At 59.6% G+C, this 24,997-nt stretch carries 26 protein-coding genes; 22 read left to right on the top strand and 4 right to left on the bottom strand.

Going from position 1 to position 24,997, the window contains the following annotated elements; translation table 11 throughout:
• Positions 1–322 precede the first annotated feature (322 nt).
• The 8 genes from A8C75_RS13030 to A8C75_RS13065 all read left to right on the top strand — a co-directional run bounded on the left by A8C75_RS13030 (position 323) and on the right by A8C75_RS13065 (position 9,354).
• Positions 323–2,059 (top strand): PHA/PHB synthase family protein, encoded by a 1,737-nt coding sequence (locus A8C75_RS13030; RefSeq protein ID WP_067387284.1) that lies wholly within the window; start codon positions 323–325, stop codon positions 2,057–2,059.
• A gap of 245 nt (positions 2,060–2,304) precedes the next feature.
• On the top strand, positions 2,305–3,705 hold the full coding sequence (locus A8C75_RS13035) for an MATE family efflux transporter (protein WP_067383050.1): 1,401 nt from the start codon (positions 2,305–2,307) through the stop codon (positions 3,703–3,705).
• A 5-nt stretch (positions 3,706–3,710) separates the two neighbouring features.
• Positions 3,711–4,262: a DUF3080 family protein gene (locus A8C75_RS24110; RefSeq protein ID WP_067383053.1), complete on the top strand. Its 552-nt coding sequence runs from the start codon at positions 3,711–3,713 to the stop codon at positions 4,260–4,262.
• Entirely contained in the window at positions 4,228–4,806 is a 579-nt protein-coding gene (locus A8C75_RS24115) for a DUF3080 family protein (protein ID WP_067383056.1), read from the top strand. Before A8C75_RS24110 ends, A8C75_RS24115 begins: the two co-directional genes overlap by 35 nt.
• 141 nt (positions 4,807–4,947) lie before the next feature.
• Complete coding sequence (locus tag A8C75_RS13050; protein ID WP_067383059.1) at positions 4,948–5,538, top strand: FMN-dependent NADH-azoreductase; 591 nt, start codon at positions 4,948–4,950, stop codon at positions 5,536–5,538.
• 86 nt (positions 5,539–5,624) lie between these two features.
• Positions 5,625–6,608: a glutathione S-transferase family protein gene (locus A8C75_RS13055; protein WP_067383062.1), complete on the top strand. Its 984-nt coding sequence runs from the start codon at positions 5,625–5,627 to the stop codon at positions 6,606–6,608.
• 175 nt (positions 6,609–6,783) lie between these two features.
• On the top strand, positions 6,784–7,392 hold the full coding sequence (locus A8C75_RS13060; protein ID WP_067387286.1) for a transglutaminase-like cysteine peptidase: 609 nt from the start codon (positions 6,784–6,786) through the stop codon (positions 7,390–7,392).
• Positions 7,393–7,407: 15 nt separating this feature from the next.
• Positions 7,408–9,354: a bifunctional diguanylate cyclase/phosphodiesterase gene (locus tag A8C75_RS13065; protein ID WP_067383065.1), complete on the top strand. Its 1,947-nt coding sequence runs from the start codon at positions 7,408–7,410 to the stop codon at positions 9,352–9,354.
• Positions 9,355–9,498: 144 nt separating this feature from the next.
• On the opposite strand, the gene trxC is transcribed toward A8C75_RS13065, so the two are convergent.
• From trxC to tusA, 3 genes are all read right to left on the bottom strand, one after another.
• Positions 9,499–9,936 carry a thioredoxin TrxC gene (gene trxC / locus A8C75_RS13070; protein ID WP_067383068.1) on the bottom strand — a complete coding sequence of 146 codons (438 nt, stop codon included), beginning with the start codon at positions 9,934–9,936 and terminating at the stop codon, positions 9,499–9,501.
• Positions 9,937–10,208: 272 nt separating this feature from the next.
• A complete protein-coding gene (locus A8C75_RS13075; protein ID WP_084784058.1) occupies positions 10,209–10,799 on the bottom strand; it encodes a ProQ/FINO family protein in 591 nt (196 codons plus the stop codon).
• Between the two features lie 5 nt (positions 10,800–10,804).
• Positions 10,805–11,047, bottom strand: a complete 243-nt coding sequence (tusA, locus tag A8C75_RS13080) for a sulfurtransferase TusA (RefSeq protein ID WP_067383071.1) — start codon at positions 11,045–11,047, stop codon at positions 10,805–10,807.
• A gap of 140 nt (positions 11,048–11,187) precedes the next feature.
• Here tusA and A8C75_RS13085 point away from each other — a divergent pair, with 140 nt between their 5' ends.
• Positions 11,188–11,469, top strand: a complete 282-nt coding sequence (locus A8C75_RS13085) for an antibiotic biosynthesis monooxygenase family protein (RefSeq protein WP_067383073.1) — start codon at positions 11,188–11,190, stop codon at positions 11,467–11,469.
• A gap of 49 nt (positions 11,470–11,518) precedes the next feature.
• On the opposite strand, the gene A8C75_RS13090 is transcribed toward A8C75_RS13085, so the two are convergent.
• Positions 11,519–12,121 carry an alpha/beta fold hydrolase gene (locus A8C75_RS13090; RefSeq protein WP_084784059.1) on the bottom strand — a complete coding sequence of 201 codons (603 nt, stop codon included), beginning with the start codon at positions 12,119–12,121 and terminating at the stop codon, positions 11,519–11,521.
• 352 nt (positions 12,122–12,473) lie between these two features.
• Here A8C75_RS13090 and ccoN point away from each other — a divergent pair, with 352 nt between their 5' ends.
• The 13 genes from ccoN to queE all read left to right on the top strand — a co-directional run bounded on the left by ccoN (position 12,474) and on the right by queE (position 24,717).
• Positions 12,474–13,904, top strand: a complete 1,431-nt coding sequence (gene ccoN / locus A8C75_RS13095) for a cytochrome-c oxidase, cbb3-type subunit I (RefSeq protein ID WP_067383076.1) — start codon at positions 12,474–12,476, stop codon at positions 13,902–13,904.
• 21 nt (positions 13,905–13,925) lie between these two features.
• On the top strand, positions 13,926–14,546 hold the full coding sequence (gene ccoO / locus A8C75_RS13100; protein WP_120785197.1) for a cytochrome-c oxidase, cbb3-type subunit II: 621 nt from the start codon (positions 13,926–13,928) through the stop codon (positions 14,544–14,546).
• Positions 14,547–14,551: 5 nt separating this feature from the next.
• Positions 14,552–14,734: a cbb3-type cytochrome oxidase subunit 3 gene (locus tag A8C75_RS13105; RefSeq protein WP_067383079.1), complete on the top strand. Its 183-nt coding sequence runs from the start codon at positions 14,552–14,554 to the stop codon at positions 14,732–14,734.
• Entirely contained in the window at positions 14,731–15,624 is an 894-nt protein-coding gene (gene ccoP / locus A8C75_RS13110; RefSeq protein ID WP_067383082.1) for a cytochrome-c oxidase, cbb3-type subunit III, read from the top strand. The genes A8C75_RS13105 and ccoP overlap by 4 nt, the downstream gene beginning before the upstream one ends.
• 196 nt (positions 15,625–15,820) lie before the next feature.
• Positions 15,821–17,248, top strand: a complete 1,428-nt coding sequence (gene ccoG / locus A8C75_RS13115; RefSeq protein WP_067383084.1) for a cytochrome c oxidase accessory protein CcoG — start codon at positions 15,821–15,823, stop codon at positions 17,246–17,248.
• Between the two features lie 138 nt (positions 17,249–17,386).
• On the top strand, positions 17,387–17,905 hold the full coding sequence (locus A8C75_RS13120) for a FixH family protein (RefSeq protein ID WP_067383087.1): 519 nt from the start codon (positions 17,387–17,389) through the stop codon (positions 17,903–17,905).
• Positions 17,906–17,916: 11 nt separating this feature from the next.
• The gene (locus A8C75_RS13125; protein WP_084784060.1) at positions 17,917–20,445 is read left to right on the top strand and encodes a heavy metal translocating P-type ATPase; all 2,529 of its coding nucleotides are present in this window, start codon (positions 17,917–17,919) and stop codon (positions 20,443–20,445) included.
• An 88-nt stretch (positions 20,446–20,533) separates the two neighbouring features.
• The gene (ccoS, locus tag A8C75_RS23985) at positions 20,534–20,785 is read left to right on the top strand and encodes a cbb3-type cytochrome oxidase assembly protein CcoS (RefSeq protein WP_067383090.1); all 252 of its coding nucleotides are present in this window, start codon (positions 20,534–20,536) and stop codon (positions 20,783–20,785) included.
• Positions 20,778–21,440, top strand: a complete 663-nt coding sequence (locus tag A8C75_RS13135; protein ID WP_067383093.1) for a sulfite exporter TauE/SafE family protein — start codon at positions 20,778–20,780, stop codon at positions 21,438–21,440. The genes ccoS and A8C75_RS13135 overlap by 8 nt, the downstream gene beginning before the upstream one ends.
• A 134-nt stretch (positions 21,441–21,574) precedes the next feature.
• Positions 21,575–22,330, top strand: coding sequence for a fumarate/nitrate reduction transcriptional regulator Fnr (gene fnr / locus A8C75_RS13140; RefSeq protein ID WP_067383096.1), 756 nt, complete (start codon positions 21,575–21,577; stop codon positions 22,328–22,330).
• A gap of 67 nt (positions 22,331–22,397) precedes the next feature.
• The gene (locus A8C75_RS13145; protein ID WP_067383099.1) at positions 22,398–22,940 is read left to right on the top strand and encodes an adenine phosphoribosyltransferase; all 543 of its coding nucleotides are present in this window, start codon (positions 22,398–22,400) and stop codon (positions 22,938–22,940) included.
• A gap of 116 nt (positions 22,941–23,056) precedes the next feature.
• Complete coding sequence (gene rdgC, locus A8C75_RS13150; protein WP_067383101.1) at positions 23,057–23,992, top strand: recombination-associated protein RdgC; 936 nt, start codon at positions 23,057–23,059, stop codon at positions 23,990–23,992.
• A 92-nt stretch (positions 23,993–24,084) separates the two neighbouring features.
• Positions 24,085–24,717, top strand: coding sequence for a 7-carboxy-7-deazaguanine synthase (queE, locus tag A8C75_RS13155; RefSeq protein ID WP_067383104.1), 633 nt, complete (start codon positions 24,085–24,087; stop codon positions 24,715–24,717).
• Positions 24,718–24,997: the final 280 nt, after the last annotated feature.

Raw genomic sequence — 24,997 nt, forward strand, 5'->3', positions numbered from 1 at the left:
CTAGCGAGCCCATCGCCGGGCGGCAAAAACGCCTCGCACATGCAGCCCAGATCATTTCACTGTAATGGCGGTGTAACAGTTACAATTCGCCCACAGAATACTCGACCCATGCTCGCTCATTTCCATTGCGCACCTGCAATATAATTCTTCCAAAATTCGACCCTCATCCCACCCTAGGGGTTGTCAGGGCCTTTGTCTCAAGGCTATGCTTGCGATTCTCATTTGTTTAGCAAATGCACAACATCGGCCCCTGCCAAGCTGTCGGGCACACCCAGCAAGGCGAGCATTGCGGATGTCGATCCAGCCGGAGAAAACGGTATTCATGGATAAAAACAGCAACCCACTTTCAAATCCGCAGGAGTTTGTTGACTACCTGAACACGGAAACGAAGAAAGTCCTGGAAATGTTCACCGCCACTGGCGGTGATGATATCTTTACCCAGTTCACTCAATCCTGGACTGAACTCACCACTCGCTCTTTTGAAGATCCGACCGTCTGGATTCGCGCCATCACCGACTACCAGACCGCCCAGCTGAACCTGTGGCAGAGCCTGTTTACCGGCAGCGCTGCAGCCAACGTGGAGCCGTCCCGCGGGGATCGCCGCTTTCAGGCTGAAGAATGGTCCGCCAACCCGGTATTCAGCTACATCAAGCAGTCATACCTGCTGACCTCCAAGATGCTGAATGAAATGGCCTCCAACGCCAACCTGTCGGATTCCGAACAGCGCAAGCTGGAGTTTTACACCCAGCAGTATATCGACGCCCTGTCGCCAACCAACTTTGCCGCCACCAACCCCGAAGTGCTGCAGCAGGCGCTGGAGACCAAGGGACAGAGCCTGATCGACGGCCTGAAGAACCTGCTCGGCGACATCGACAAGGGTCGCATCTCCATGACAGACGAATCCGCATTCGTGCTGGGCGAAAACCTTGCCCTGAGCGAAGGCGCCGTGGTGTTCGAGAACGACATGTTCCAGCTGCTGCAGTACAAGCCGCTGACCGAGCAGGTTACGGAACGTCCGCTGCTGATCGTGCCGCCGTGCATTAACAAGTTCTATATCCTCGACCTGCAGGAGCACAACTCCTTTGTGCGTTACTGCGTTGAGCAGGGCCAGACCGTCTTCCTGGTGTCCTGGCTGAACCCCTCCATCGAGCAGGGCGACATCAGCTGGGATGACTACGTCGGCAAGGGTGTCATCAAGGCCATAGACGTGGCTCACGACATCGGCGGCGATGACAAGATCAATGCCCTGGCCTGGTGTGTCGGCGGCACTCTGCTGGCATCGGCACTGGCCGTGATGGCGGCGCGCAAGGACAACCGCGTAGCGTCCGCGACCTTCCTCACCACCCTGACCGACTTCAGCGATCCGGGTGATCTGTGCGTCTTCATCGACGAACAGCAGGTCAAGCGCCTGGAAGACAAGGTCAACAACGCCGGCGTTCTCAATGGCCGCGAGCTTGCAACTTCGTTCAACATGCTGCGCTCCAACGACCTGATCTGGTCTTATGTCGTCAACAACTACCTCAAGGGCCAGACGCCGCCGCCGTTCGACATCCTCTACTGGAACAGCGACTCCACCAACCTGCCCGCCAACATGTACACCTTCTACATCAACAAGATGTACCTGGAAAACAAGCTGGTCGAGCCTAACGCACTGACCATCTGCGGCGAACCGGTGGACCTGCGCAAGATCAAGATCCCCTGCTACTTCCTGTCCACCATCGAAGACCATATAGCCCCGTGGAAAGGCACCTTCAAGGGCGCTGCCAACTTCAAGGGCAATGTTGAATTCGTGCTGGGCGCCAGTGGCCACGTAGCCGGCGTGATCAACCCTGCGTCCAAGAACCGTCGTCACTACTGGACCGGCGGCGAACAGGGCAAGAGCGCCGACCACTGGTTCGATACCGCGACCCAGCAGGAAGGCTCCTGGTGGACACACTGGGGCGAGTGGCTGAAACGCCGCGCCGGCAAAAAACAGGACGCACCGGCCGACTTTGGCAACGCGACCTTCAAGGCCATTGAGCCGGCGCCAGGGCGCTACGTCAGCGCCCGCATCGACTAAGCCTTACAACCTTGAAACAACGGCGGCGGACCTTCGGGCCCGCCGCCGTTTTTGTTTGTGGCCCACGTCTTGCCCCTCTGCAGCCACCGCTCTATCCTGTGCCTCCTCAAGCCTCAAGCCCGGAGCAATGGAATGCACAACATCGACTGGCGTCATAGGCGCAGCGCCTGGCCCGAATGCCTGCAGTGTCTGCGAAAAACGCCCCGGTTCGCCCGTTCATCAATCCCAGCCACTGAGTCGATGCCTTGAATCTTGCGAACGACAACGCTCAGCGCACCCGCGCCCCCCGCATCTGCCTGCACGAGGCCCGCGTCCTGCTCAAACTCGGCGGCCCCATCATGGTGGCGCAGCTGTCGCAAACCGCCATGGGCTTTGTCGACACCCTGATGGCCGGCCGTGTCAGCCCCCGGGATCTGGCCGCCGTGGCGCTGGGCAATGGTATCTGGCTACCGGTGTTTCTGGCCTTGTCCGGCGTGCTCATGGCCACCACACCGATGGTGGCGCAGCACCTGGGGGCCAACCGCACGCGCGCTGCGGGAGCCATATTTCAGCAGGGATTCTGGATCGCGCTCTGCGCAGGCCTTGTGGCCTTTGTCAGCGTGCGCAACTGCGCCTGGCTGCTGGAGCAGCTGAACGTCGCACCCGAGCTGGCGGCACTGACCCAGGACTACCTGCGGGCCATCTCCTGGGGCCTGCCGGCGATTTTGCTGTACCAGCTCATACGCAGCTACTGCGAAGGCTTTGGTCTGACCCGCGTGGTCATGAAGATAGGCGTGCTGGGGCTGCTGCTCAATATACCGCTCAATTACATCTTTATTTACGGCAAGCTCGGCCTGCCCGCCATGGGCGGCGTTGGTTGCGGCTGGGCCACCAGTATCGTCATGTTTGCCATGTTACTGGCGGGCGCCCTCTACCTGTGGCGCAGCCAGGCCTTTAGCGAAACAGCCCCCCTGAGCCGGTGGCAACGCCCCAGCCTTGCGGCAACCCGGCAATTCATGCAGCTGGGCCTTCCCATCGGCCTGTCGCTGCTGATCGAGGTCAGCATGTTCTCCCTGATCGCCCTGCTGCTCGCCCCACTGGGCGACGTTACCGTGGCGGCGCACCAGATCACCATGAGCTTTACCGGCCTCACCTTTATGCTGCCCCTGAGCATTGCCCTGGCCATCACCATCCGCACCGGCCACCTCGCGGGGGCGGCTGACTACCAGGGCGCACGACGCAGCGCCTTTACCGGCGTGGCGCTGGCGCTCGGTTGCGCGCTCGTGTCCTGCAGCGCCATGCTGCTCTTCGCCCACAGTATTGCCAGACTCTACACGCCCAACCCGGTCGTTATCGCACTGGCGGTCCAGCTGCTAGGAATCGCTGCATTTTTTCAGTTTTCCGACAGTATCCAGGTGGCCGCCGCCGGCGCACTGCGCGGCTTCAAGGATACAAGCATGCCGCTGTTACTGGTGTTCGTAGCCTACTGGCTGGTCGGCATGCCGGCAGGCTTTATTCTGGGCCTCACCGACCTCGCAGGCCCGGCCATGGGCGCCAAGGGCTTCTGGTACGGCCTGGTTCTGGGGCTGAGCCTCGGCGCCCTGCTGCTCGGCACACGCCTTGCCTGGATGACCCGGCGTCATATCACCCGCCAGGCGCAGGCTTAGGCGCGATGCACGGGGCACTGCGACACTGCGCCCTGCTGCTGTGCCTGGGTGTACTGCTGAGCGCCTGCGGGCAATCCAGCCCCGAAGCCATGCTCGACAACTACAGTGACCGGGTCGCCCGGGTGCTGCAAGAGTCCATCGACAGCCGTCTCGACGCAGCCCCCGCCATTGCACCGCTGCCGCCACGCCGCCAGCGACTTTTACCCCTGACAGACCTGCGCCAGGGGCTGATCGAAGTACTGCCACTGCGCCACTGCAACCTGCTGGGGCTGATCGCCCAGCGCAACAGTTCGCTGGGCAAGGTGATGCTGCCCTCCAAACAACTGGTGTACGAAATGCGCCTGCTGAGCCAGGTGCGGGACTGCCGTGCGCAGCTGGCACAACGCCTCAATGCTCGCACGGATACCGATGCCAAACTCATACAGCAGCTCGACAGCATCTACCGCCTGAAGGCGCAGGAACTGCCCGCCGTACTCTGGAATGCGATCTACGCCTCCCGCGAGATGGAAAGCAACTTTTCCATTGGCGCCCCCCCCGCTGCCGCTGCGCCTGGATGACAACCAAAGCGATGGCAGCGAGGCTGCACTGCTGAGCTTGCAGACGCTGGCAGACCTGCAAACACTGATCGCCACCCCCAACTGGCAGCTACCCACCGGGCTGGACCAGCTTGAGCTGCACTACCAGACCCTTGAGGCCAACCGCTTTGGCAGCCAGTGGCTCAAATCCGTCTGGTTACTCAGCCAAACCCTGGAGCTCACGGCTCAGGCGCTGGATCGCCGAGAGCAGCGGGCCAGCATCTGCCCACAGCAAAGACCTACTCCCAAAGCCCGCATACTGCTGAATGTATTCAGCAAATATTACGCCGGCGAAGTGCAGCCCTATATGGCACGGGTTGATCGCAGCGGCCAGCGCTGGAAAGCACTGCACCAGCAACTGCTCAGCACCCTGCCCGCCACGCCGGCAATGCGCGACTACCAGTGGCGCATCTTTGCCGACACCAACCCGGACAGTCTGTGGCAAAGCTACATCCAGGCCCGCGACCACCATAGCCGCAGCTGGCAGGCCACACTGCGCAACTGCAATCTGATGCCCGGGCACTGATACCTGACGCTCACAACAGGCTGCCGACGCTTCGATCAATCGTTCAGACAAACTGAACGCTGTACTGAAGTTATTCCGCTATTTAATCCCGGGCAGACATAGATAATGGCTCCATCAACCTACTGTTGCGGAGACAGAAACATGACCAAAGTACTCGTAGTTCAATCCAGCGCCCTGAACGAAACCTCCAACACTCGCCTGCTTACCGCCAAGCTGCTGGCGCGTCTGGGGCGTGACGCAGACATTACTGTCACCAGCCGCGACCTGGCGCAGGATCAACTGCCCCACATCACCGACCAGACGCTGGGGGCCTTTTTCACCCCGGCCGACCAGCGCAGCCCCGAGCAGACTGAGATCATCGCCCTGTCCGATGCCCTGGTGGCAGAACTCATGGACACCGATGTCGTGATCATCGCCGCCCCCATGTACAACTTTGGCGTGCCCTCGACCCTGAAGGCCTATTTTGACCATATCGCCCGCGCCGGTGTCACCTTCAAGTACACCGAAACCGGCCCCGTGGGCCTGGTACAGGGCAAACAGGCCTATATAGTGACCGCCACCGGTGGCATCCACGCCGGCACGCCGCGTGATTTCGTTGCCCCCTTCGTGACCACCTTCCTGGGCTTTTTGGGTATCAACGCGGTCAAAACCTTCGCCGCCGAAGGCATGAGCATGCCCACCATGAAAGAAGAGTCGCTGAACCAGACCATCAGCGCCATCGAACAGCTGTAACGGCAACCGCGCGCCGCAACGCCAAGGGGCCTGCGCCGGGTAACCGGCCTGACCCCTTTTACTGACGCAACCACAGAGGTGAACCCATGGGACTACTGGTCAACGGACAATGGCACGACCAGGGGTACGACACCAAAAGTCAAAAAGGCGCCTTCGTGCGGGATGAATCCCGTTTTCGCAACTGGATAGGCGAAGGCAGCTTCAAGGCCGAGGCCGGGCGCTACCACCTGTACGTATCCCTCGCCTGCCCCTGGGCGCATCGCACCCTGATCGCACGCAGCATCAAGGGCCTGCAGGACATAATCAGCGTCAGCAGTGTCCATCCGCTAATGGCCGCAAACGGCTGGGAGTACAAGACCGACCCCGCCTTTGATCACCCCAATTTCCCTGCTGGCGACCCGCTCTACAACAGTCGCTACCATCACGAGCTCTATACCCGCGCCCAGATTGATTACAGTGGCCGCGTCACAGTCCCGCTGCTCTGGGACAAACAGCAGCACACCATTGTCAGCAATGAATCAGCCGATATTCTGCGCATGTTCAACAGCGCCTTTTCCCATCTCGTCAACCAGGGCCCGGACCTGTACCCGGCACCCCTGCGCACTGAAATCGACAAGATGAACCAGTTCGTGTACGAGACAATCAATAACGGTGTCTACCGCTGCGGCTTTGCGACTTCCCAGAGCGCCTACAACGACGCTTTCGAAAGCCTGTTTGGCGCTCTGGATACACTTGATCAGCGCCTGGGCCAGCAGCGTTACCTGCTCGGCACCCGCATTACCGAAGCCGACTGGCGCCTGTTTACCACCCTGGTACGCTTTGATGCTGTCTATTTCGGCCATTTCAAAACCAACCTGCGCAGCATCAGCCAGTACCCCAACCTGTCAGGCTACCTGCGCGAGCTGTATCAGTGGCCGGGCGTCAGCGATACCGTCGACATGGGCCAGATCAAGCACCACTACTACCGCAGCCACAGCAGCATCAACCCCACCGGCATAGTGCCACGCGGGCCTGCCCTTGAGCTGACACAGCCCCACAACCGCGCACACTTTCCCGCCACATCCGCATAAAGCCTGCGCTGAGCACTTGAGCGAAACTGCGGGATGATCCATGATGACCTCCCCAGGGAACAGGACGTGCCAGGTGCTAACGCAGCGACACTCACAGCAGGATATTGCGAGTTCCAGACCCGCGCTTCGCACGCTGCTGCCGTTGTTATTAGCCCTGGCCATCGCGGCCAGCATTATGCTTGCGGCCGACGACAACACCGGCGTTCGACTCAGCCAGGCCAGTATCAACCAGCTCGGCCAGACCTACGGCGAACCCGCCCGACGCCGCCTTGCCGCCTGGCAGCAGCTACTCACAGACCTTGCCGACGCCGATGAAACCACCAAACTGCGCGAAGTGAACCGCTTCTTCAACCAGGTGCGTTTTCTCGACGATATAGTCCACTGGAAGAAAACCGACTACTGGGCCACCCCGGTGGAGTTTCTGGTGAGTAACGGCGGCGACTGCGAAGACTTCTCCATCGCCAAGTACTACACCCTGCGTGAACTGGGCGTACCGATCGAAAAAATGAGCATCGCCTACGTCAAGGCACTGGAACTGAACCAGGCCCACATGGTGCTAACCTACTATCCGCAGCCCAGCGACATCCCTCTGGTACTGGACAACCTGATACCCGACATCAAGCCCGCCAATCAGCGTCCGGACCTGCTGCACGTATACAGCTTTAATGGTGACAACCTCTGGCTGACCAAGAAAGGCCGGCGGGCGGATCTCGTGGGCGCCTCGGATCGACTCAAGCCCTGGGTTCAACTGCAGTCGAGAATCAATGAACAGCATGACAAGTAGACACAGGAAGATAGCATGTCACTCGTAAACCAGTTGATAGCCGCCACCCTGGTGGCAATGATGGGACTTGCCGGCGGCACGATCTATATCGCCTCGGACAGCTCCAAGCGAATGCTGACCAACCAGCTGGAATCCCACGCCCTGGACACCGCAACACACCTGGGGCTATACCTGGCGCCCTATATCGCCAACAAGGATGCAGCCACGGTGGAAACCACCATCAATGCCATCTTCGACAGCGGCTTTTATCAGCGCATCGATGTAGTCACGGCTGAGGGTGACATGCTGTTCAGCAAATCAACCGCGCCCGTGATTGGCAACACCGTGCCCCAGTGGTTCGTCGACCTGGTTCCCCTCACACCACCGGCCATGACCCGCGAAGTCACCTACAACTGGGCCAAGACCGGCACCATATTCGTGCAGGGCCACCCTGGTTACGCCTACCAGGCTTATTGGCGCGTGGCACAGGAGACCCTGGTCCTGTTCCTGTTCCTCGCCCTGCTTTCGACCCTGGCCATCAGCCTGGTGCTGCGGATTATTCTGCGCCCCCTCAAGGGCGTGGAAGATCAGGCCATTGCCCTCACACGCAAACAGTACATAGAACAGCCGCGCATCCCGAAAACCCGGGAACTGCGCCGCGTCGTCGAAGCCATGAACCAGATGGTGCGCCAGGTGCATCAGATGTTCGAAGAACAGAGCCAGAATATCGAAGAACTGCGCCGCCAGGCGTACCGCGATGATCTCACCGGCCTGCCCAATCCCCGCGCCACCCGGGCCCAACTGGGCGAACGCCTGGACTACCGCCAGGACTTCGGCCCCTGCGCCCTGCTCTATGTGCACATCGATAACCTGCAAGCGCTCAACCAGGCCCTGGGGGCCGAGAAAACCGACAATCTCATCCGCCTGCTGAGCAAACAGCTCAGCGACATCTGCACCGGCGCAGGCGATCACGTCATGGGCCGCCTCAGCGGTGCCGACTTTACCCTGTTGCTGAAATTGCCGGCGCCGGATCAGCTGCAGCGTATCGTCAACGGCCTTTTGAGCAGCATTGATCAGGACTACCAGCAGCTGCGTCAATCCGAGGCTCCGACAGCCGCGCCTGTATGTATCGGCATCGCCCTTGGCAACGACCAGACAGGCGCCGCCCAGCTGCAGTCCAATGCCCGCCTGGCCATCGAAAAAGCACTACAGGAAAGCAGACGCGTACATCAGTTCCAAGCTCCAGGTGATCCGCAACCCGTTGACGAAAGCTGGCATGCACACGTCTCCGCCGCCATCGAAAACGAGCAGATATTCCTGCAGGCACAGCCGGTCATTAGCACCGATGAGCAGCAGCTGCACCAGGAAGTCTTCGCCCGCATCCTCAATCGCGACAACAGCCCCTGCAGCGCCGGTGACTTTATTAGCGTGGTGCGCGAGCTGGGCCTGATGACCGACATGGACCGCGCCGTGGTCAATCACGCCCTGCAGTACCTGCAGCAAAGGCCGTCGGGCACCGCCCTGGCCATCAACCTGTCCAACGAATCCGTTTCCAACCCAGGCTTTCGCCAGTGGCTGCTGGAGCGCCTGAGCACACTGAATGAGCGTGCACGCCTGTGCATCGAGCTGAATGAATCCTCGGTACTCAACAACCTGGAAGGCATCGAAGGTCTGCGCAATGCGCTGCGCACCCTGGGATGCCGCTTTGGGGTCGATAACTTCGGCGTACACCCCAGCGGCTTTGGCTATCTCTACAAACTGCAGCCGGACTACATCAAAATCGATGGCTCTCTGCTGCACGATATCGACAACGATGCCCAGGATCAGTTCTTCGTCAGCAGCCTGGTTAGCGTGGCCCACAGCCTGGATATTGCCGCCTACGCCGAGCGCGTCGAGCGCAGCAGCCAGCTGACTCAGCTGCTACGCCTGAAGATAGATGCCACCCAGGGCTTCCTGCATGGCACACCCAAGGCGCTGGAATAAGGAACCGGACTAAAGGTGAAAGTGAAAGTGAAAGTGAAAAGGGTGACTGGTGACTGGTGACTGGTGACTGGTGACAAGCATAAAAAAGGCGCTGCAATTGCAGCGCCTTTTTTATAACAAGCCAAAGCTTGCGGCTGTCACCCCTTAGCTGAATCTGCGCAACCAACGCTCAAATCCGGTGGCATCCATGGCACCCGCCTGGCGTCCCAGCTCCCGCCCACCCTTGAGCACCAGCAATGTCGGAATACTGCGAACAGCATAACGCTGCCCCAGAGCCTGCAATTTCTCGGTATCAACCTTGATAAAGCGATACTGCGGCTCCAGCCGCGAAGCCGTGGCAGCAAACACCGGCGCCATCATTTTGCAGGGCCCGCACCAGGATGCCCAGAAATCGACGACAACCGGAATATCGGACTGACCGACCAGCTTGTCAAAAGAGGCCACAGAATCAATGTCAACCGGGGCTCCGGCAAAGAGCGCCACCTTGCAGCGACCGCAGCGCGGCTTTTCAGCCAAGCGCTGCTCTGGCAGACGGTTGGTCACGAAACAGTGGGGACAACAGATGTTCAACGAATCAGACACGGCACATAACCCGGATAGACAGTTAACAACGCGTTGGGTCATGCACCGAAATTTCAACCGCACGCTGAAAGCCAGCCATCCCCGACATCAAACTTGCGATCAACAAGTGCCTAGGAGGCTGTCCGAGAATGCTGGCCGTAGCGAGAGCCGACTGATTTGAGCGGGTTTTTGCGGTGTTTTAAGGCGAATAGTGGTTCTATTTAACGCAAAACAGCACAAAAAACAGCCAGCTCAGGTGGCTCGCAGTAGGTTGAGTATTGTCGGACAGCCTCCTAGCGGCCCTTGAGGTTGACCAGCTGCTCGAGCTTGTTGCTCAGACGGTCGGATTTTTCCTTCTCGGCCTGCACCTTGCGCTGCTCCTGTTCGCGCTCGCGACGCTGACGGCTGATTTCCTTCAGCTTGCCTTTGGCGTGTTCGGCTTCCTGCGCGGAGACTTCACCGGAGGCTTCGCCCGCCAAATCGATACGGGCATTGCCCGCCTGCAGGCTGCGATAGTAGGACAGCGTACGCACGTAGGAAGCCAGCGCGCGCTTGATCTTGTTCTTGGCGATCTTCTCATCCGCCAGCAGATCTTCCTGAATACCAATCTTGAGCGGACGCACCTCTGTACGGCTGAACGCCTTGGGGTAGGTTTCCATCAGCAGCTTGAGCGCCGCCTGGTTTGCCACCCGGTTCTTGGAACGAGACTTGGTATTCTCGGTATTTGCAGTATTTTCGGTGCTTGCCACGTCGTTCACGGTTAGGCTCTCGGACTGTTGCTTCAGGGTATCGACGCGAACCTGTTCGCGCTGTTCGAGCATTTGATCCAGCTCGCCAAGCAACTGCTCGGTCTGCTCAATTACGGCATTTACATTATCTTTCATCGGGCTCAGCCGGCTCCCTTGCGTATCAGGTATCGGTACTGCTCATTTTCCACCTTCTGAGCCAGCAGCTCGTGCCCCAGAAAGGTACAGAATTTGGGGATATCGCGCTGCGTGGACGGGTCCGTGGCGACAATTTCAAGCACCTGCCCCACCTGCAGCTCGCGTACCCGGTTATGCAACAGCATGACCGGTTCCGGACAGAAGAGTCCGCAGGCATCCATCACCTGATCAGGTTTTATATTGCCCATTTATTCACCAGTTAATCTCGAACGCGGCCATTGTCGCAAATATGGCAGCACAGAGAAAGCCACAGAGGCATTGCGATTGGCCGCAAATTCATTACGCTTAAAACAGACTCCGCACATCACTGCCAAACAGGAGCAGTATCATGATTCGCGTCCTTATTGAGCGGCATATCGCCGACGACCTTGCCGATCACTACGAACAAGCCGCCCGGGCGACACTGACCGAGGCCATGCAGGCCCACGGATTCATCTCCGGCGAGGCCCTGCACAACAGCCAGGATCCTAACCATCGCGTGGTGCTGGCCACTTACCGCTCCATTCAGGACTGGCAGCGCTGGGCACGCTCAGCGGAACGTCAGGAAGCCATGGCGGTCATAAACCCGATGCTGATCCGCGAGGAAAAAATCACCATACTCGAGCATTGAGCGATAGTGCACGCACCACGTCACTCTGCCATTAGCCTGCAAAAAAGGATCAGAGCCCGGCCACCGTCGCAAAGACGCAGGCCAGGTGCTGCTCCTGGGTAAAGCCAGACGCCCTTCTGGGCTTCAGGTCATGATCCCCGTCTTCGAGCCAGTGCAACTGCAGCTGCGCCGACAACCCATAGGATTCCACCGCCTCCCGATTGCCCAGTGCATCCCGCGTACCCTGAAAAACATGCACCGGCAAAGGCAGCTCGGTTAGATGTTCGATGCGCGGCTGCTGCGGTTTTTTGACCGCGTAAAACGGATAGCCAAATACCAGCGCGCCACGCACATAGTCAGGCGCATTATCAAGCAGCATGGTAGCGACCCGCCCGCCCATCGACTTGCCCGCCAGCCACAGCGGCACGCCATCATTCAGTTCATCAATGCGGGCGCGAAAATACTCAAGCAGCTGCGGCATGCGATTGGGCGGCCGGCGCCGACCATCTTCACGCCTGGCCTGCATATAGGGGAACTCAAACCGCAGCACCTGATAGCCCGCGTCAGCAAGCCCCTGCGCCGCCGCCTGCATAAAATCGGAATCCATGGGCGCACCGGCACCATGGGCAAATAAAATGCGACCCTTGCGGGGCTGCCCATCCATTATAAACATTGAATCTCCCATTAATCGCCCGCCTGGAACATCTTGATTCAGATCAAACAAAGCACCGATTTATACGACTTTAGGCCTGATACACAGGGGTACAGTCAGACCAAAAAGCCTCAATTCGAGTCATTTATCGTCTTAGTTACGACTTTTTGACGAAAAAATTCTCAATATCTTTCAACGCGTTAAATATTTACGGTTCGCAAAGCAACGAAATCGAGTACAATCCGGCCGCGGAGTTTGGGTGCGACAATGTACCGCATCCAGCCAAGGCTTCGCATTGTAAACAAAGATGCGTTCCCAGATAATTGCCGCCGGAACGTTTTCCTTTTCACTAGCTTGTTGATGAGAGCCTGACATGAGCACAGCAACTGAACACCCAACATACAACTACAAGGTGGTACGACAGTTTGCCATCATGACGGTGGTATGGGGTATCGTCGGTATGGCCGTTGGGGTTCTGATTGCAGCCCAGCTGGTCTGGCCTGCACTAAATTTCGATACGCCCTGGCTGTCTTTCGGACGTATTCGTCCCCTTCACACCAATACCGTGATTTTCGCGTTTGGTGGTTCTGCCCTGTTTGCCACGTCTTACTACATAGTGCAGCGTACCAGCCAGGTTCGCCTGTTCTCCGATGGACTGGCGAAGTTTACCTTCTGGGGCTGGCAGGCCGTGATTGTCGCCGCCTTTATCACCCTGCCCATGGGCATCACCTCCACCAAGGAATACGCCGAGCTTGAATGGCCGATCGATATCCTGATGGGGCTGGTCTGGATCAGCTACGCGATCGTCTTCCTGGGTACGGTAAAGAACCGCAAGACCTCCCACATTTATGTGGGTAACTGGTTCTTTATGGCTTTCATCATCACCGTGGCGGTGTTGCACATCGTCAACAGCCTGGTGATCCCGGTTTCGCTGTTCAAGTCCTACTCTGTCTACCCTGGCGCCGTGGATGCCATGGTGCAGTGGTGGTACGGCCACAATGCGGTGGGTTTCTTCCTGACCGCGGGCTTCCTGGGCATGATGTACTACTTCGTTCCCAAGCAGGCCGAGCGTCCGATCTACTCCTACCGTTTGTCGATCGTGCACTTCTGGGCACTGATTGCGACCTACATCTGGGCCGGCGGTCACCACCTGCACTACTCCGCCCTGCCTGACTGGACTCAGTCCGTGGCCATGGTGATGTCCCTGATCCTGCTGGCACCCTCCTGGGGCGGCATGATCAACGGCATGATGACCCTGTCCGGTGCCTGGCACAAACTGCGTACCGACCCGGTACTGCGCTTCCTGGTGGTTTCGCTGTCGTTCTACGGCATGTCCACCTTCGAAGGCCCGATGATGGCGATCAAGACCGTTAACGCCCTGTCCCACAATACGGACTGGACCATCGGCCATGTACACGCCGGCGCGCTGGGCTGGGTTGCGATGATCTCCATCGGTTCCACCTACCACATGATCCCGCGCCTGTGGGGCAAGGCTCAGATGTACTCCGTGCGCCTGATCAACGCCCACTTCTGGCTCGCGACCATCGGCACCGTACTCTACATCTGCGCGATGTGGGTTAACGGCATCCTGCAGGGCCTGATGTGGCGCGCAGTCAACGAAGACGGCACCCTGACCTACAGCTTCGTGGAAGCCCTGGCTGCAAGTCACCCGGGCTACTTTGTACGCTGGCTCGGCGGCGCCTTCTTCCTGACCGGCATGCTGCTGATGGCTTTCAACACCTGGCAAACGGTACGCAAAGGCAGCCGCGCACCGCTGGTCGATTCGGCCCCACAGACAGCCTGAGGCCGATAGGAGCTTTTCTCGATGATCAAACATGAAACAATAGAAAAAAACATCGGCCTGATGGTACTGCTAATCATTATCGTGATCAGCGGTGGTGGCCTGGCGGAAATCGTTCCGCTGTTTTTTCACTCTTCGACCACCCAGCCGATCGAGGGCATGCGCCCTTATTCGGCGCTGGAGAACGAAGGCCGCGACATCTACATCCGCGAGGGTTGCCACGTCTGTCATACACAGATGATTCGGCCCTTCCGGGCGGAAACCGAGCGTTACGGTCACTACTCCACCGCCAACGAAGACGTGTGGGAGCACCCCTTCCTGTGGGGCTCCAAGCGTACCGGACCGGATCTGGACCGTGTTGGCGGACGCTACTCCGACGACTGGCACCGCGCGCACCTGTACAATCCGCGTGACGTTGTGCCCCAGTCGAAGATGCCGTCCTACCCCTGGCTGTTTGAGAACCGCGTCAGCGGCTCCGACACTGAAGCCAAGCTGAAGGTCATGCGCAAGCTGGGCGTGCCCTACACTGACGAGCAGATTGAAGACGCCCAAGAGGCTGTGAGCGGCAAGTACGAGATAGACGCGCTGGTCGCCTACTTGCAGGCACTCGGCAAAACGCACTCCGAATATAGCAACAAGCGGTAGCTAACGTGAGTTACGAAGTATATGGCCCATATATACCGGTGATCATGCTCATCACCTTCCTTCTCCTGTTCGTCTGGGTAATGCTCCCGAAGAACAAGAAGGGATTTGATGATGCCGCTAACCTTCCCTTCGAAGACGAAGAGAAACCTTCGGATGCTAAGGCCGATAACGGGAGAACGGAAAAATGAGTGCTTTTTGGAGCGCATGGGTAACGGTGATTACCTTGGCGGTCATTTTTGGCTGCACATGGTTGCTGTTCCAGACTCGCAAGAGCGAGACCTACAAGGAATCCACGGACACGACTGTCGGTCACGTATACGACGGCATCGAAGAGTACGACAACCCGCTGCCACGCTGGTGGTTTCAGCTTTTCGTCGCCACTGTGATCTTCGGACTGGTGTACCTGGCCCTGTACCCGGGACTGGGTAACTTCAAAGGCCTGCTCGGCTGGACATCCACGGGTCAGTGGGAAGAAGAGATGCAGCACGCCGAAGAAGTCTACAAGCCGGTGTTCGCCAAGTATGCCGCCCTGTCGATCGAAGACCTGCAGACCGAGGACAACAAGTCCGGTCTGCAGATGGGCCAGCGCATGTTCGCCAACAACTGCAGCGTCTGCCATGGCTCAGCGGGGACCGGCGCCTACGGCTTCCCCAATCTGACTGACAATGACTGGCTGTACGGCGGCGAGCCTGCCACTATCAAGCAGACCATCACCAACGGTCGCAACGGTGGCATGCCGCCCTGGGGCCCGGTTCTTGGTGAAGAAGGTGTACGTGATGTGGCCAGCTATGTGCTGGGCCTCGGCGGTCATGAAGTGGATCCGGACGCCGCACAGCGTGGCGAAACCCAGTTCCAGGCCCTGTGCACCGCCTGCCACGGCCAGGACGCCAAGGGCACCCTGGCACTGGGCGCACCCAACCTGACCGACGACGTATGGCTCTATGGCGGCAGTTTCGAAGCGGTGACACACTCCATTCGCAACGGTCGCGCAGGCATGATGCCGGCACACAAGAATCTTCTCAGCGATGACAAGATTCACCTGATTGCCGCCTACGTCTTCAGCCTGTCAAACGACTGACAGACTGCAGGCCTGTGATCAAGACGATATGATGCAGGTCATATCGTCTTTTTTATGGGCCCTTTATACTGGACTCTGTCCGCTGTAGCCGCCTGGTTTCCACGCCGCCCGGCTGCAGCGGACAGACTCTCGATACAGCGTTCCACAACTCGCGGATTTGCCCTGCGCCGCAACCGGTCACACGAAGAGTAATGGCATGAATCAGATTCCGGTCAAAGACATCACTCCCAAAAGCAGCCCGTCCAAGACGACGGTCGAAACCTACGACCTCTACGCCAAGCGCGAGCATATTTACGTCAAGTTCTACAAGGGCCTGTTCCGCAACCTGCGCATGATCTCGGGCTGCATCATGCTGGCCGCCTACTTTGGCTTTTCCTGGCTGCAATGGGATGGCCACCAGGCGGTGCTGTTTGACCTGCCTAACCGCCAGTTCCACGTCTTTGGCATGACCTTCTGGCCGCAGGACTTCATGCTGCTGTCCTTTTTGCTGATCATACTCTCCTTCGTGCTCTTTCTCGTCACCGCGGTGGCCGGGCGCCTCTGGTGCGGCTATGCCTGCCCGCAGTTTGTCTGGACCTGGTTTTTCATCTGGGCCGAGCGCATCACCGAAGGTGATCGCAACCAGCGCATGAAACGCGACAAGGCGCCCTGGACGGCGGACAAAGCTGCCCGCAAAACCCTCAAGCACCTTCTCTGGCTGCTGATCGCCGGCGCCACGGCGATTGCCTTTGTCGGCTATTTCAGCCCCATTCGCGAGCTGGTGCCGAGCCTTCTGAGCTGGAACCTCGGCCCCTGGGAAACCTGGTGGCTGGGCTTTTTCGCCCTGGCGACCTACGGCAACGCCGGCTGGCTGCGCGAACAGGTGTGTATCTACATGTGCCCCTACGCCCGCTTTCAGAGCGTGATGTTTGACCCCGACACCCTGGTCATCTCCTACGACGAGAAACGCGGCGAACACCGCGGCAAACGCAAAAAAGGACTCGACTACAAGGCCGAAGGCCTGGGTGACTGCATCGATTGCGGCAACTGCGTGCACGTCTGCCCTGTGGGTATCGACATTCGCGACGGCCTGCAGCACGAGTGCGTGGCCTGCGGCGCCTGTATCGACGCCTGCGACGATGTGATGGATCGCATGGGCTACGCACGCGGGCTGGTGCGCTACACCACCGAGCACGCACTGGAGGGCAAGCCCACCAAACTGCTGCGCCCGCGCCTCATAGTCTACGCCCTGCTACTGGGAGGCATGCTGGCGGCCTTCGCCTACACTATCGCCACCCGCATACCGCTGGAAGTCGATGTCCTGCGCGATCGCGGCTCCCTGTTCACCCACACCTCCGATGGCAAGCTGGAAAACAGCTATACGCTCAAGCTCGCCAACAAGGCGCAGCAGGATCACCGCTTTGAAATCAGCGTCAGCGGCTTCGACGGACTGACGCTGGTAACCGAGTCGCAGCTCAACATCGCCGCCGGCGAGCTGACCGATGTCGCTCTGCGTCTGCAGGCGGATCCTGCTGCACTGCAGCGCGCCAACTACACCATTGTTTTCCATGTGCGGTCGCTGGATGACCCCTCGATCAACCTGGATGCCGAGAGCCGCTTTCTCGGCCCCGCACCCAGACGCTGAACTAAACAGCATCACAGCACTCTCAACAGCCCCGGGGCAATTTGTCGCAGCAGCAGGCCCCGGGATTTTCGGTTAGAATAGCGCCGCGCACGGGCAGTTGTTTGCCCGCTACCACCTTAGCGCGCTTTAAGGATCATCATGCAGCAAGACAACATCGCCATCGCACCCTGGTACAAACAGCCTTGGCTCTGGTTTATCCTGGCCCCGGTCATTGCCTCCATTTTCTCCGGCACAACCTTTCTGGTCCTGTCGATCGTCACCGCCGACGGCATCGTCAAGGACGACTACTATCAGGTCGCCAAGGGACTGGAGATCGACAGCACCCTCTCGAACAACGCCGCAGCCCTGGGGCTTGACGCCGACCTGCTGATCGATGATGTCACCGGGGATATAGGCCTGACCCTGCACGGCAAGGTGGCCGACGACCTGAACAGCCTGACGCTGGAAATCATCCACCCGATTCACCAGAAGTACGATCAGAATGCACAGCTGCGACGCATACCCGGCAGCACCCGTTTTACCGGCAGCCTGCAGGCCGCCCTGAGCACCGGCAAGCGCTATTTGGTACTGCTGCCCCGCGACAACAGCTGGAGCCTGCGGGCCGAGGCCCTGCCACCCTATGATCCGCTGCGCATTAAGCTGTCTCCGGCACACTGACTCCAGGCATCATGGCAACCCCCTTGAGCTCCGCCAGCGACAGTTCCACCTCCGACAGTGCACTGAGGCGTGACACGCCACCAGACGCTATAGAGCAGGTCAGCAGCTGCTTTCACTGTGGCCTCGATGTGCCCCCAGGCTCAGACTACGCCCTGCAGATCGACGGCCAGGCGCGCGAGCTTTGCTGCCCCGGCTGCCTGGCCGTAGCGCAGACCATCATCGACAGCGGCCTGGACGGCTACTATCGCCATCGCAGCGGCACCCCTGGCGGCGCTGATATTGCTGGTCGCGCCCTGCCCGACGTCCTGACCCAGGAACTGGCGCTCTATGACCTGCCCAGCATGCAGCAAGCCTTCGTCTCAACCCTGGACGACGGCAGCCGTGAAGCCAGCCTGGTCATCGAAGGCATTACCTGCGCCGCCTGTACCTGGTTGCTGGAACATCACCTGCAACGCCAGCCCGGCGTACAGCGGGTCAGCGTCAATCTGAGCAATCACCGCATGCGCCTGTGCTGGGATACGGCAAGCACCAGCCTGAGCCTGCTGCTGGGGCAGATTTACCGCATCGGTTACCAGGGCCACCCGTACCATCCCGACAAAGAAGAGCAGCTGCTCGAACGGGAAAAGAAGCGCGCCATCAGACGCCTCGGGGTCGCCGGGGTCGGCATGATGCAAGTGATGATGTACGCCATCGCCCTCTACGCCGGCGCCCTGCAGGACATGGAACCGCAGTTTGTCAGCTTTATCCGCTGGGCCAGCCTGATCGTGGCCAGCCCCGTCGCCCTTTACGCCGCCCTGCCGTTCTATCAGGCGGCGCTGCGTGACCTGCGCAGCCGCCACCTGAGCATGGACGTGCCTGTCTCCATCGCCGTGCTGGGCGCTTACTGCGCCAGTGTCTGGGCCACCCTGACCCGCAGTGGCGAGGTCTATTTCGACTCGGTCACCATGTTCACCTTTTTCCTGCTTATCGGCCGCTACCTCGAAATGCAGGCGCGTCACCGCACCGGGCGCGCCGGCAATGCCCTGCTTAACCTGCTGCCCAACAGCGCCCTTCGCCTCGTCGACGGTGAAGAGCTGCTGGTGCCGGCCAGCGAACTCAGGGTCGGCGACCGGGTGCTGGTAAAACCCGGTCAGAGTCTGCCGGCGGACGGTATTATCCGGCGCGGCCATTCCTCCATCGACGAATCGGCCCTGACCGGCGAGTACCTGCCCATTCGCCACGGCGAGGGCGACGCCGTGGTCGGCGGCACCCTCAATGTCGAGAACCCCATCGAGCTGGAAATCAGCCAGGTGGGGGGCGATACCCAGCTCTCCGCCATCGTCCGTCTGCTGGACCGTGCCCAGAGCGAAAAGCCTGCCAGCGCTCGCCTCGCCGATCGCATCTCCAGCTACTTTGTTGCTGCGGTACTGCTCACCGCCAGCCTGGTCGGGCTGATCTGGTGGCAACTCGACCCTGCCAATGCCTTCTGGATCACACTGGCGGTACTGGTCGTCACCTGCCCCTGCGCCCTGTCTCTCGCCACTCCCACGGCCCTGACCACCGCCACCGGCACACTGCGTCAGCACGGTCTGCTGATCACCAGGGGCCATGTACTCGAAAACCTCGCCCGCGCCAGCCATATCGTATTCGACAAGACCGGCACTCTGACCCAGGGCAACCTGAGCCTGCACAGTGTCACTTGCCTGGGTGCCAGGCGCGATCAAGCCCTGCGCCTGGCCGCAGCCCTGGAAGCCCACTCCGAACACCCCATTGCCAAGGCCTTCCACCCCTTTATCGACAAGCCCGCCGAGACGCTGGAGTCCCACCTTGGGCTGGGGCTCGAGGGCAGGGTCGATGGCACGCCTTATCGCATCGGCACGGCGGATTTTGCCGCGGCGCTCTGCCCGCACGCACCCAGGCCCACGCTGCCCGACAACCAGAGCCAATGGCTGCTGCTGTGCAGCACCGAAGGTCCCCTGGCCTGGTTTGGGCTCGATGACCAGCTCAGACCCCAGGCGCTTGAATGCATCCGCTCGCTACAGGCACTGGGCCTGCAAGTTGAGATGCTCTCCGGCGACAGCTCGCCTGCGGTGCAGCACGTCAGCCAGAGTCTTGGCATCGACCGCGTTCATGGCGGCATGTCGCCGGAAAACAAGCTAGCCCACATAAACGCCCTGCAGCGCGATGGCGCCCAGGTGGTCATGGTCGGCGATGGTATCAACGATATTCCGGTACTGGCCGGCGCCCAGACATCCATTGCCATGGGCTCCGCCACTGACCTGGCCAAGACCTGCGCCGATGCGGTACTGATGTCCGGCGACCTCAACCGCCTGGTGGATGGCATTTTGCTGGCACGCAAGACCCGCAGTATTATTCGCCAGAATCTCGGCTGGGCCCTGCTGTACAATCTGCTGGCGCTGCCACTCGCCGCCAGCGGCTTAGTCGCACCCTATATGGCCGCCATCGGCATGTCCGCCAGTTCACTGGTGGTGGTAGGCAATGCCCTGCGACTTTCAAGGCGCGTACGCAGACCAAACACCAAGCTGAAAGCTGAAAGCTGAAAGCTGAAAGCTGAAAGTATCAGGAAGGTCAGACGTTAATATGAGCCCATTCCAGGCCCGATTTGAAACAGACACCAAAGGCTGATCCATGGACATTCTGTATCTGCTTATTCCCATTGCCATCATCTTTGTCGGCTGCGCCCTCTGGGCCTTTTTCTGGAGCGTCAACAGCGGCCAGTACGATGATATGGAGTCCCCCGCCCACAGCATCCTGTTTGATGATGACGACAACCTGATCCCCGACGACGCCAAACAGGATCGCCTCCGCCCGGTCAGGCCTGCCCAAACGCCAGCCCAAACCGCCGCGCTCAAGCAGTCCAGGGCCGATACGGATGACTGAAGGCCTGTCGATTGGCACCGCAATTGTCCTTGGCCTGCTGGGCGGCGCCCATTGCATCGGCATGTGCGGTGGCATAGCGGCGACGGTCGGCATGACCCGTCCCGACAGCCGCACGCCCGCTATCATCCTGCTGCTGGGCTACAACGGCGGACGTCTGCTCAGCTACGCCCTGGCCGGCGCCCTTCTGGGCGGCCTTGGTGTTCTGGTGGCCGGCGGCACGGCGACCCTGGTACTGCGCACCCTGGCAGGATTGATGCTGGTGGCCATGGGGCTCTACATAGGCCAGTGGTGGAAAGGCCTGCTGCTATTGGAGCGTGCCGGCAGCGGCCTGTGGCGCTACCTGCGCCCAGTTGCCGCGCGCTTTCTGCCGGCCCGTACGCCGCTGCAAGCACTGGCACTGGGCCTGTTATGGGGCTGGCTACCCTGCGGACTGGTGTACAGCACCCTGATCTGGGCTTCCGCCGCCGGCGACTGGCAGAGCAGCGCCCTGCTGATGGCCAGCTTCGGTCTGGGCACCCTGCCCGCCATGCTCGCCACCGGACTGATGGCCGCCCAGCTGCGTCAGCTGCTGGCACGGCGCCTGACCCAGCAACTGGCAGGCAGCCTGATTATCCTGTTTGGTCTCTTTAGCCTGATAGCGATACTGGCGCCCTGATCCATCGCTTGTGCCCATGACTTCAACCGGCGCGCCAAATGATGGATAATTGCACGCTTAAGTCGTTTAGGCGCCGTCAGCCGCCATGCACCTCAATCCGAGCGCCCTATCAATCCAGGAAACAGGAAGTACCTATGGATGAGCCACGCAAACCGGGGACGCCACGTCCTGCCCAGCAGTCGCACTGCAACAGCTGCAGCCTGAGCACACTCTGCCTGCCGGTCTCACTGGAGCTGACGGATATAGATCGCCTGGACACCATCATCAGCAAAAGCCAGCCGCTGAAAAAAGGCGAGCTGCTGTTCGATCAGGGCCAGGCGTTTGGCTCCATCTTTGCCGTGCGGGCCGGCAGCGTTAAGACCTATTCGGTCACACCGGAGGGCGACGAACAGATCACCGGCTTCTACTTTCCCGGTGAACTGATTGGCCTCAGCGGCATGGACTCGGGCCAGTACCCCAACGCTGCGCGGGTACTTGAAACCACCACCGTATGCAATATTCCCTTCGCCCGCCTGGATGATCTGGCCGGTGAACTGCCGGAGCTGCGGCGCCAGATCATGCGTACCATGAGCCGTGAGATTCGTGACGATCAGCAGATGCTGCTGTTACTGTCGAAAAAAACCGCCGAGCAGCGCCTGGCCACCTTCCTGATCCGGCTGTCGGAACGCTTTCGCATCCGCGGCTATTCCAGAACGCGCTTTCGTCTGTCGATGTCACGCAACGAAATCGCCAACTACCTGGGACTGGCGATCGAAACAGTCAGCCGGCTCTTTACCCGCTTTCAGAAAAGCGGCCTGATACAGGTGGAAGGCAAGGAAATCGACATTACCGATATATCCCAGCTCTACCTGCAGTCCGGCGAGTGCCCAAGCCTGCAGCAGACAACCTGAATCCATTGACACTAATTACACCGACCCCATCACAACCGCAGCCGCGCTGCGCCCAAGGAGTTCTTGCATGCCCTACGATGAGTGCTACGTAAAATCGGTTATCCGCACGGTTGCGGACTGGCCCGAAAAAGGCGTCATGTTTCGCGATATCACACCTATTTTCAAAGATCCCAAAGCCCTGCGCATGGTCACGGATGATTTTATTCAGCGCTATATCGGCACCGACATTACCCATATTGCCAGCATTGACGCCCGCGGCTTTCTGATCAGCTCGATCATGGCCTACCACCTCAATCTGCCCCTGGTGCTGGTGCGCAAGAAAGGCAAACTGCCGGGCAAGACCATACAGGCTGACTACGCGCTGGAATATGGCACCGCCACCGTTGAAATGCAGATCGACGCCGTGGGCCCCGGTGATCGGGTACTGATTTTTGATGACCTTATTGCCACCGGCGGCACCATCCTGGCCGCCAGCACCCTGATCAAGGAACTTGGCGCCAGCGTCTATGAAGCCGCTGCGCTGATTGACCTGCCGGACCTCGAAGGCTCCACCCGCATTCAGGATGCCGGCATTCCGGTACACACGCTGCTGGCCTACGAAGGCCTCTGATCGGCCTGCCACCGAGGCACAGATTTTGCGCGCCTCGGTGACTTGCTTCATTCGCCATGGCAATTACGCCATGAGCCGCTAGAATAGCGCCCCTACTCAGCAGGCAACGATATACCATGTGGTTCAAAAATCTGATCTTTTATCGCTTTAGCGCCGCCTTCGACAAAGACACCGAGACACTGGAAAACGCGCTGGCAGCGACACCCTTTCAGCCCTGCGGCAGCCAGGAACTGAGCCGCTCCGGCTGGATAGCCCCCTGCAAGGCCTTGCCGGACAGCCTGGTCTACAGCTGTGCCGGCTATCACCTGATTTGCACCCAGAAAGAAGAAAAAATCCTGCCCTCGGGGGTCATTCGCCAGTCCCTGGAAGAACGGGTACAGAAGATCGAAAAGGAAGAGGCACGCAAGGTGTATCGTCGCGAGCATACCCAGCTCAAGGACGAAATCATTCTTGACCTGCTGCCCCGTGCCTTCAGCAAGCGCAACCAGACCTATGCACTGATTGCGCCCCAGGCCGGGCTGATTCTGGTCGATGCCTCCAGCCACAAGAACGCCGAAGACCTGCTCAGCCAGTTGCGCACCAGCCTGGGCTCACTGCCGATCATACTGCCAGACGTCAAGCAGTCTCCGGCGGCGGTCATGAGTCACTGGCTGGAACAGCAGGAACCACTGCCAACCTCTCTGCAGCTGCTCGACGAGGCGGAACTGAAGGACAACCTGGTCGAAGGTGGCGTGATCCGCATCAAGGGTCAGGAGCTCACCAGCAGCGAGATCGTGGCGCACCTCGAAGCCGACAAACGCGTTTCCAAGCTGGCGCTGGAGTGGGACGAGAACCTGCGCTTCCTGCTGCACGAAGATCTCAGCGTGCATCGCATCAAGCAAACCGATCAGTTCAAGGAACGCCAGCAGGATGTGGCCGACGACGAACTGGCCCGCTTTGATGCCGATGTGGCGCAGCTGGGGCTCGAACTGACACGCCTGATTCCGGATCTGCTCAACGCCTTTGGTGGCGAAGTTGCAGGCGCATCCCTGGAACCCGCACCAAAAGTGTGACACCGCCACAGGCGGCGGTGAGACGATTCAGTTGAGTGCACACTGAAACCCAGCCGCCCGTTACAACAGCCCTGCAAGGCCCCGGAGACCCCATGTACAGCGTCAAGGAAATGTTCTACACCCTGCAGGGCGAAGGTGCCCAGGCCGGACGCCCGGCGGTGTTCTGCCGTTTTGCCGGCTGCAATCTCTGGTCAGGCCGGGAGCAGGATCGCAGCAGTGCCATCTGTGACTTCTGCGACACCGACTTTGTCGGTACCGACGGCCAAAACGGCGGCAAGTTTGCAACCGCACAAGCCCTGGCAGAGGCCACCCTGGCACTCTGGCCGGATCCTGCCCAGGGCACCCCCTACCTGGTCTGCACCGGGGGTGAACCTGCACTGCAGCTCGATACAGCCCTGATCGAAGCCTTCAAGGCCGTGGGCTTTGAAATTGCCGTTGAAACCAACGGCACCAAACCCCTGCCCGAGGGTATCGACTGGATCTGCCTGAGCCCCAAAGCCAATACCGACCTGGTGTTGAGCGCCGGACAGGAGCTCAAGCTGGTCTACCCGCAACTGCTGGCACCGCCCGAGCGTTTTACCTCACTGGCCTTCGAGCATTTCTACCTGCAGCCACTGGATGGGCCCGATGCCGCCGCCCATCTGCGCCTTTGTGTGCAGTACTGCCTGGATCACCCGCAGTGGAAGCTCAGCCTGCAAACTCACAAAATTCTGGGCATCGACTGAGCGCCGTTGTGAATATCACCCCGCAGCAAAAGCGTCCACAGGCCCGCGGTTACAGGTCTGCGACGTTATACCCACATCTGCTGTGGATAAGGGTGTGGGTGAGCACGAAAATAACCGCCACCCAGCCCATGATAGCGTTGCCTCACACAGATTGTTCATTTTTTAAACATTAGTCGTTGCAGAACAAAATCAATGAGTTGCAACGAAATTTTCAAGAAACTGGTGATGTTTGGCCTATTGGGTGGCGATTTCGTTATGTAAAGTTTCTGAAACAGTGGCA

The organism is Marinobacterium aestuarii (assembly GCF_001651805.1).
GTDB lineage: Bacteria > Pseudomonadota > Gammaproteobacteria > Pseudomonadales > Balneatricaceae > Marinobacterium_A > Marinobacterium_A aestuarii.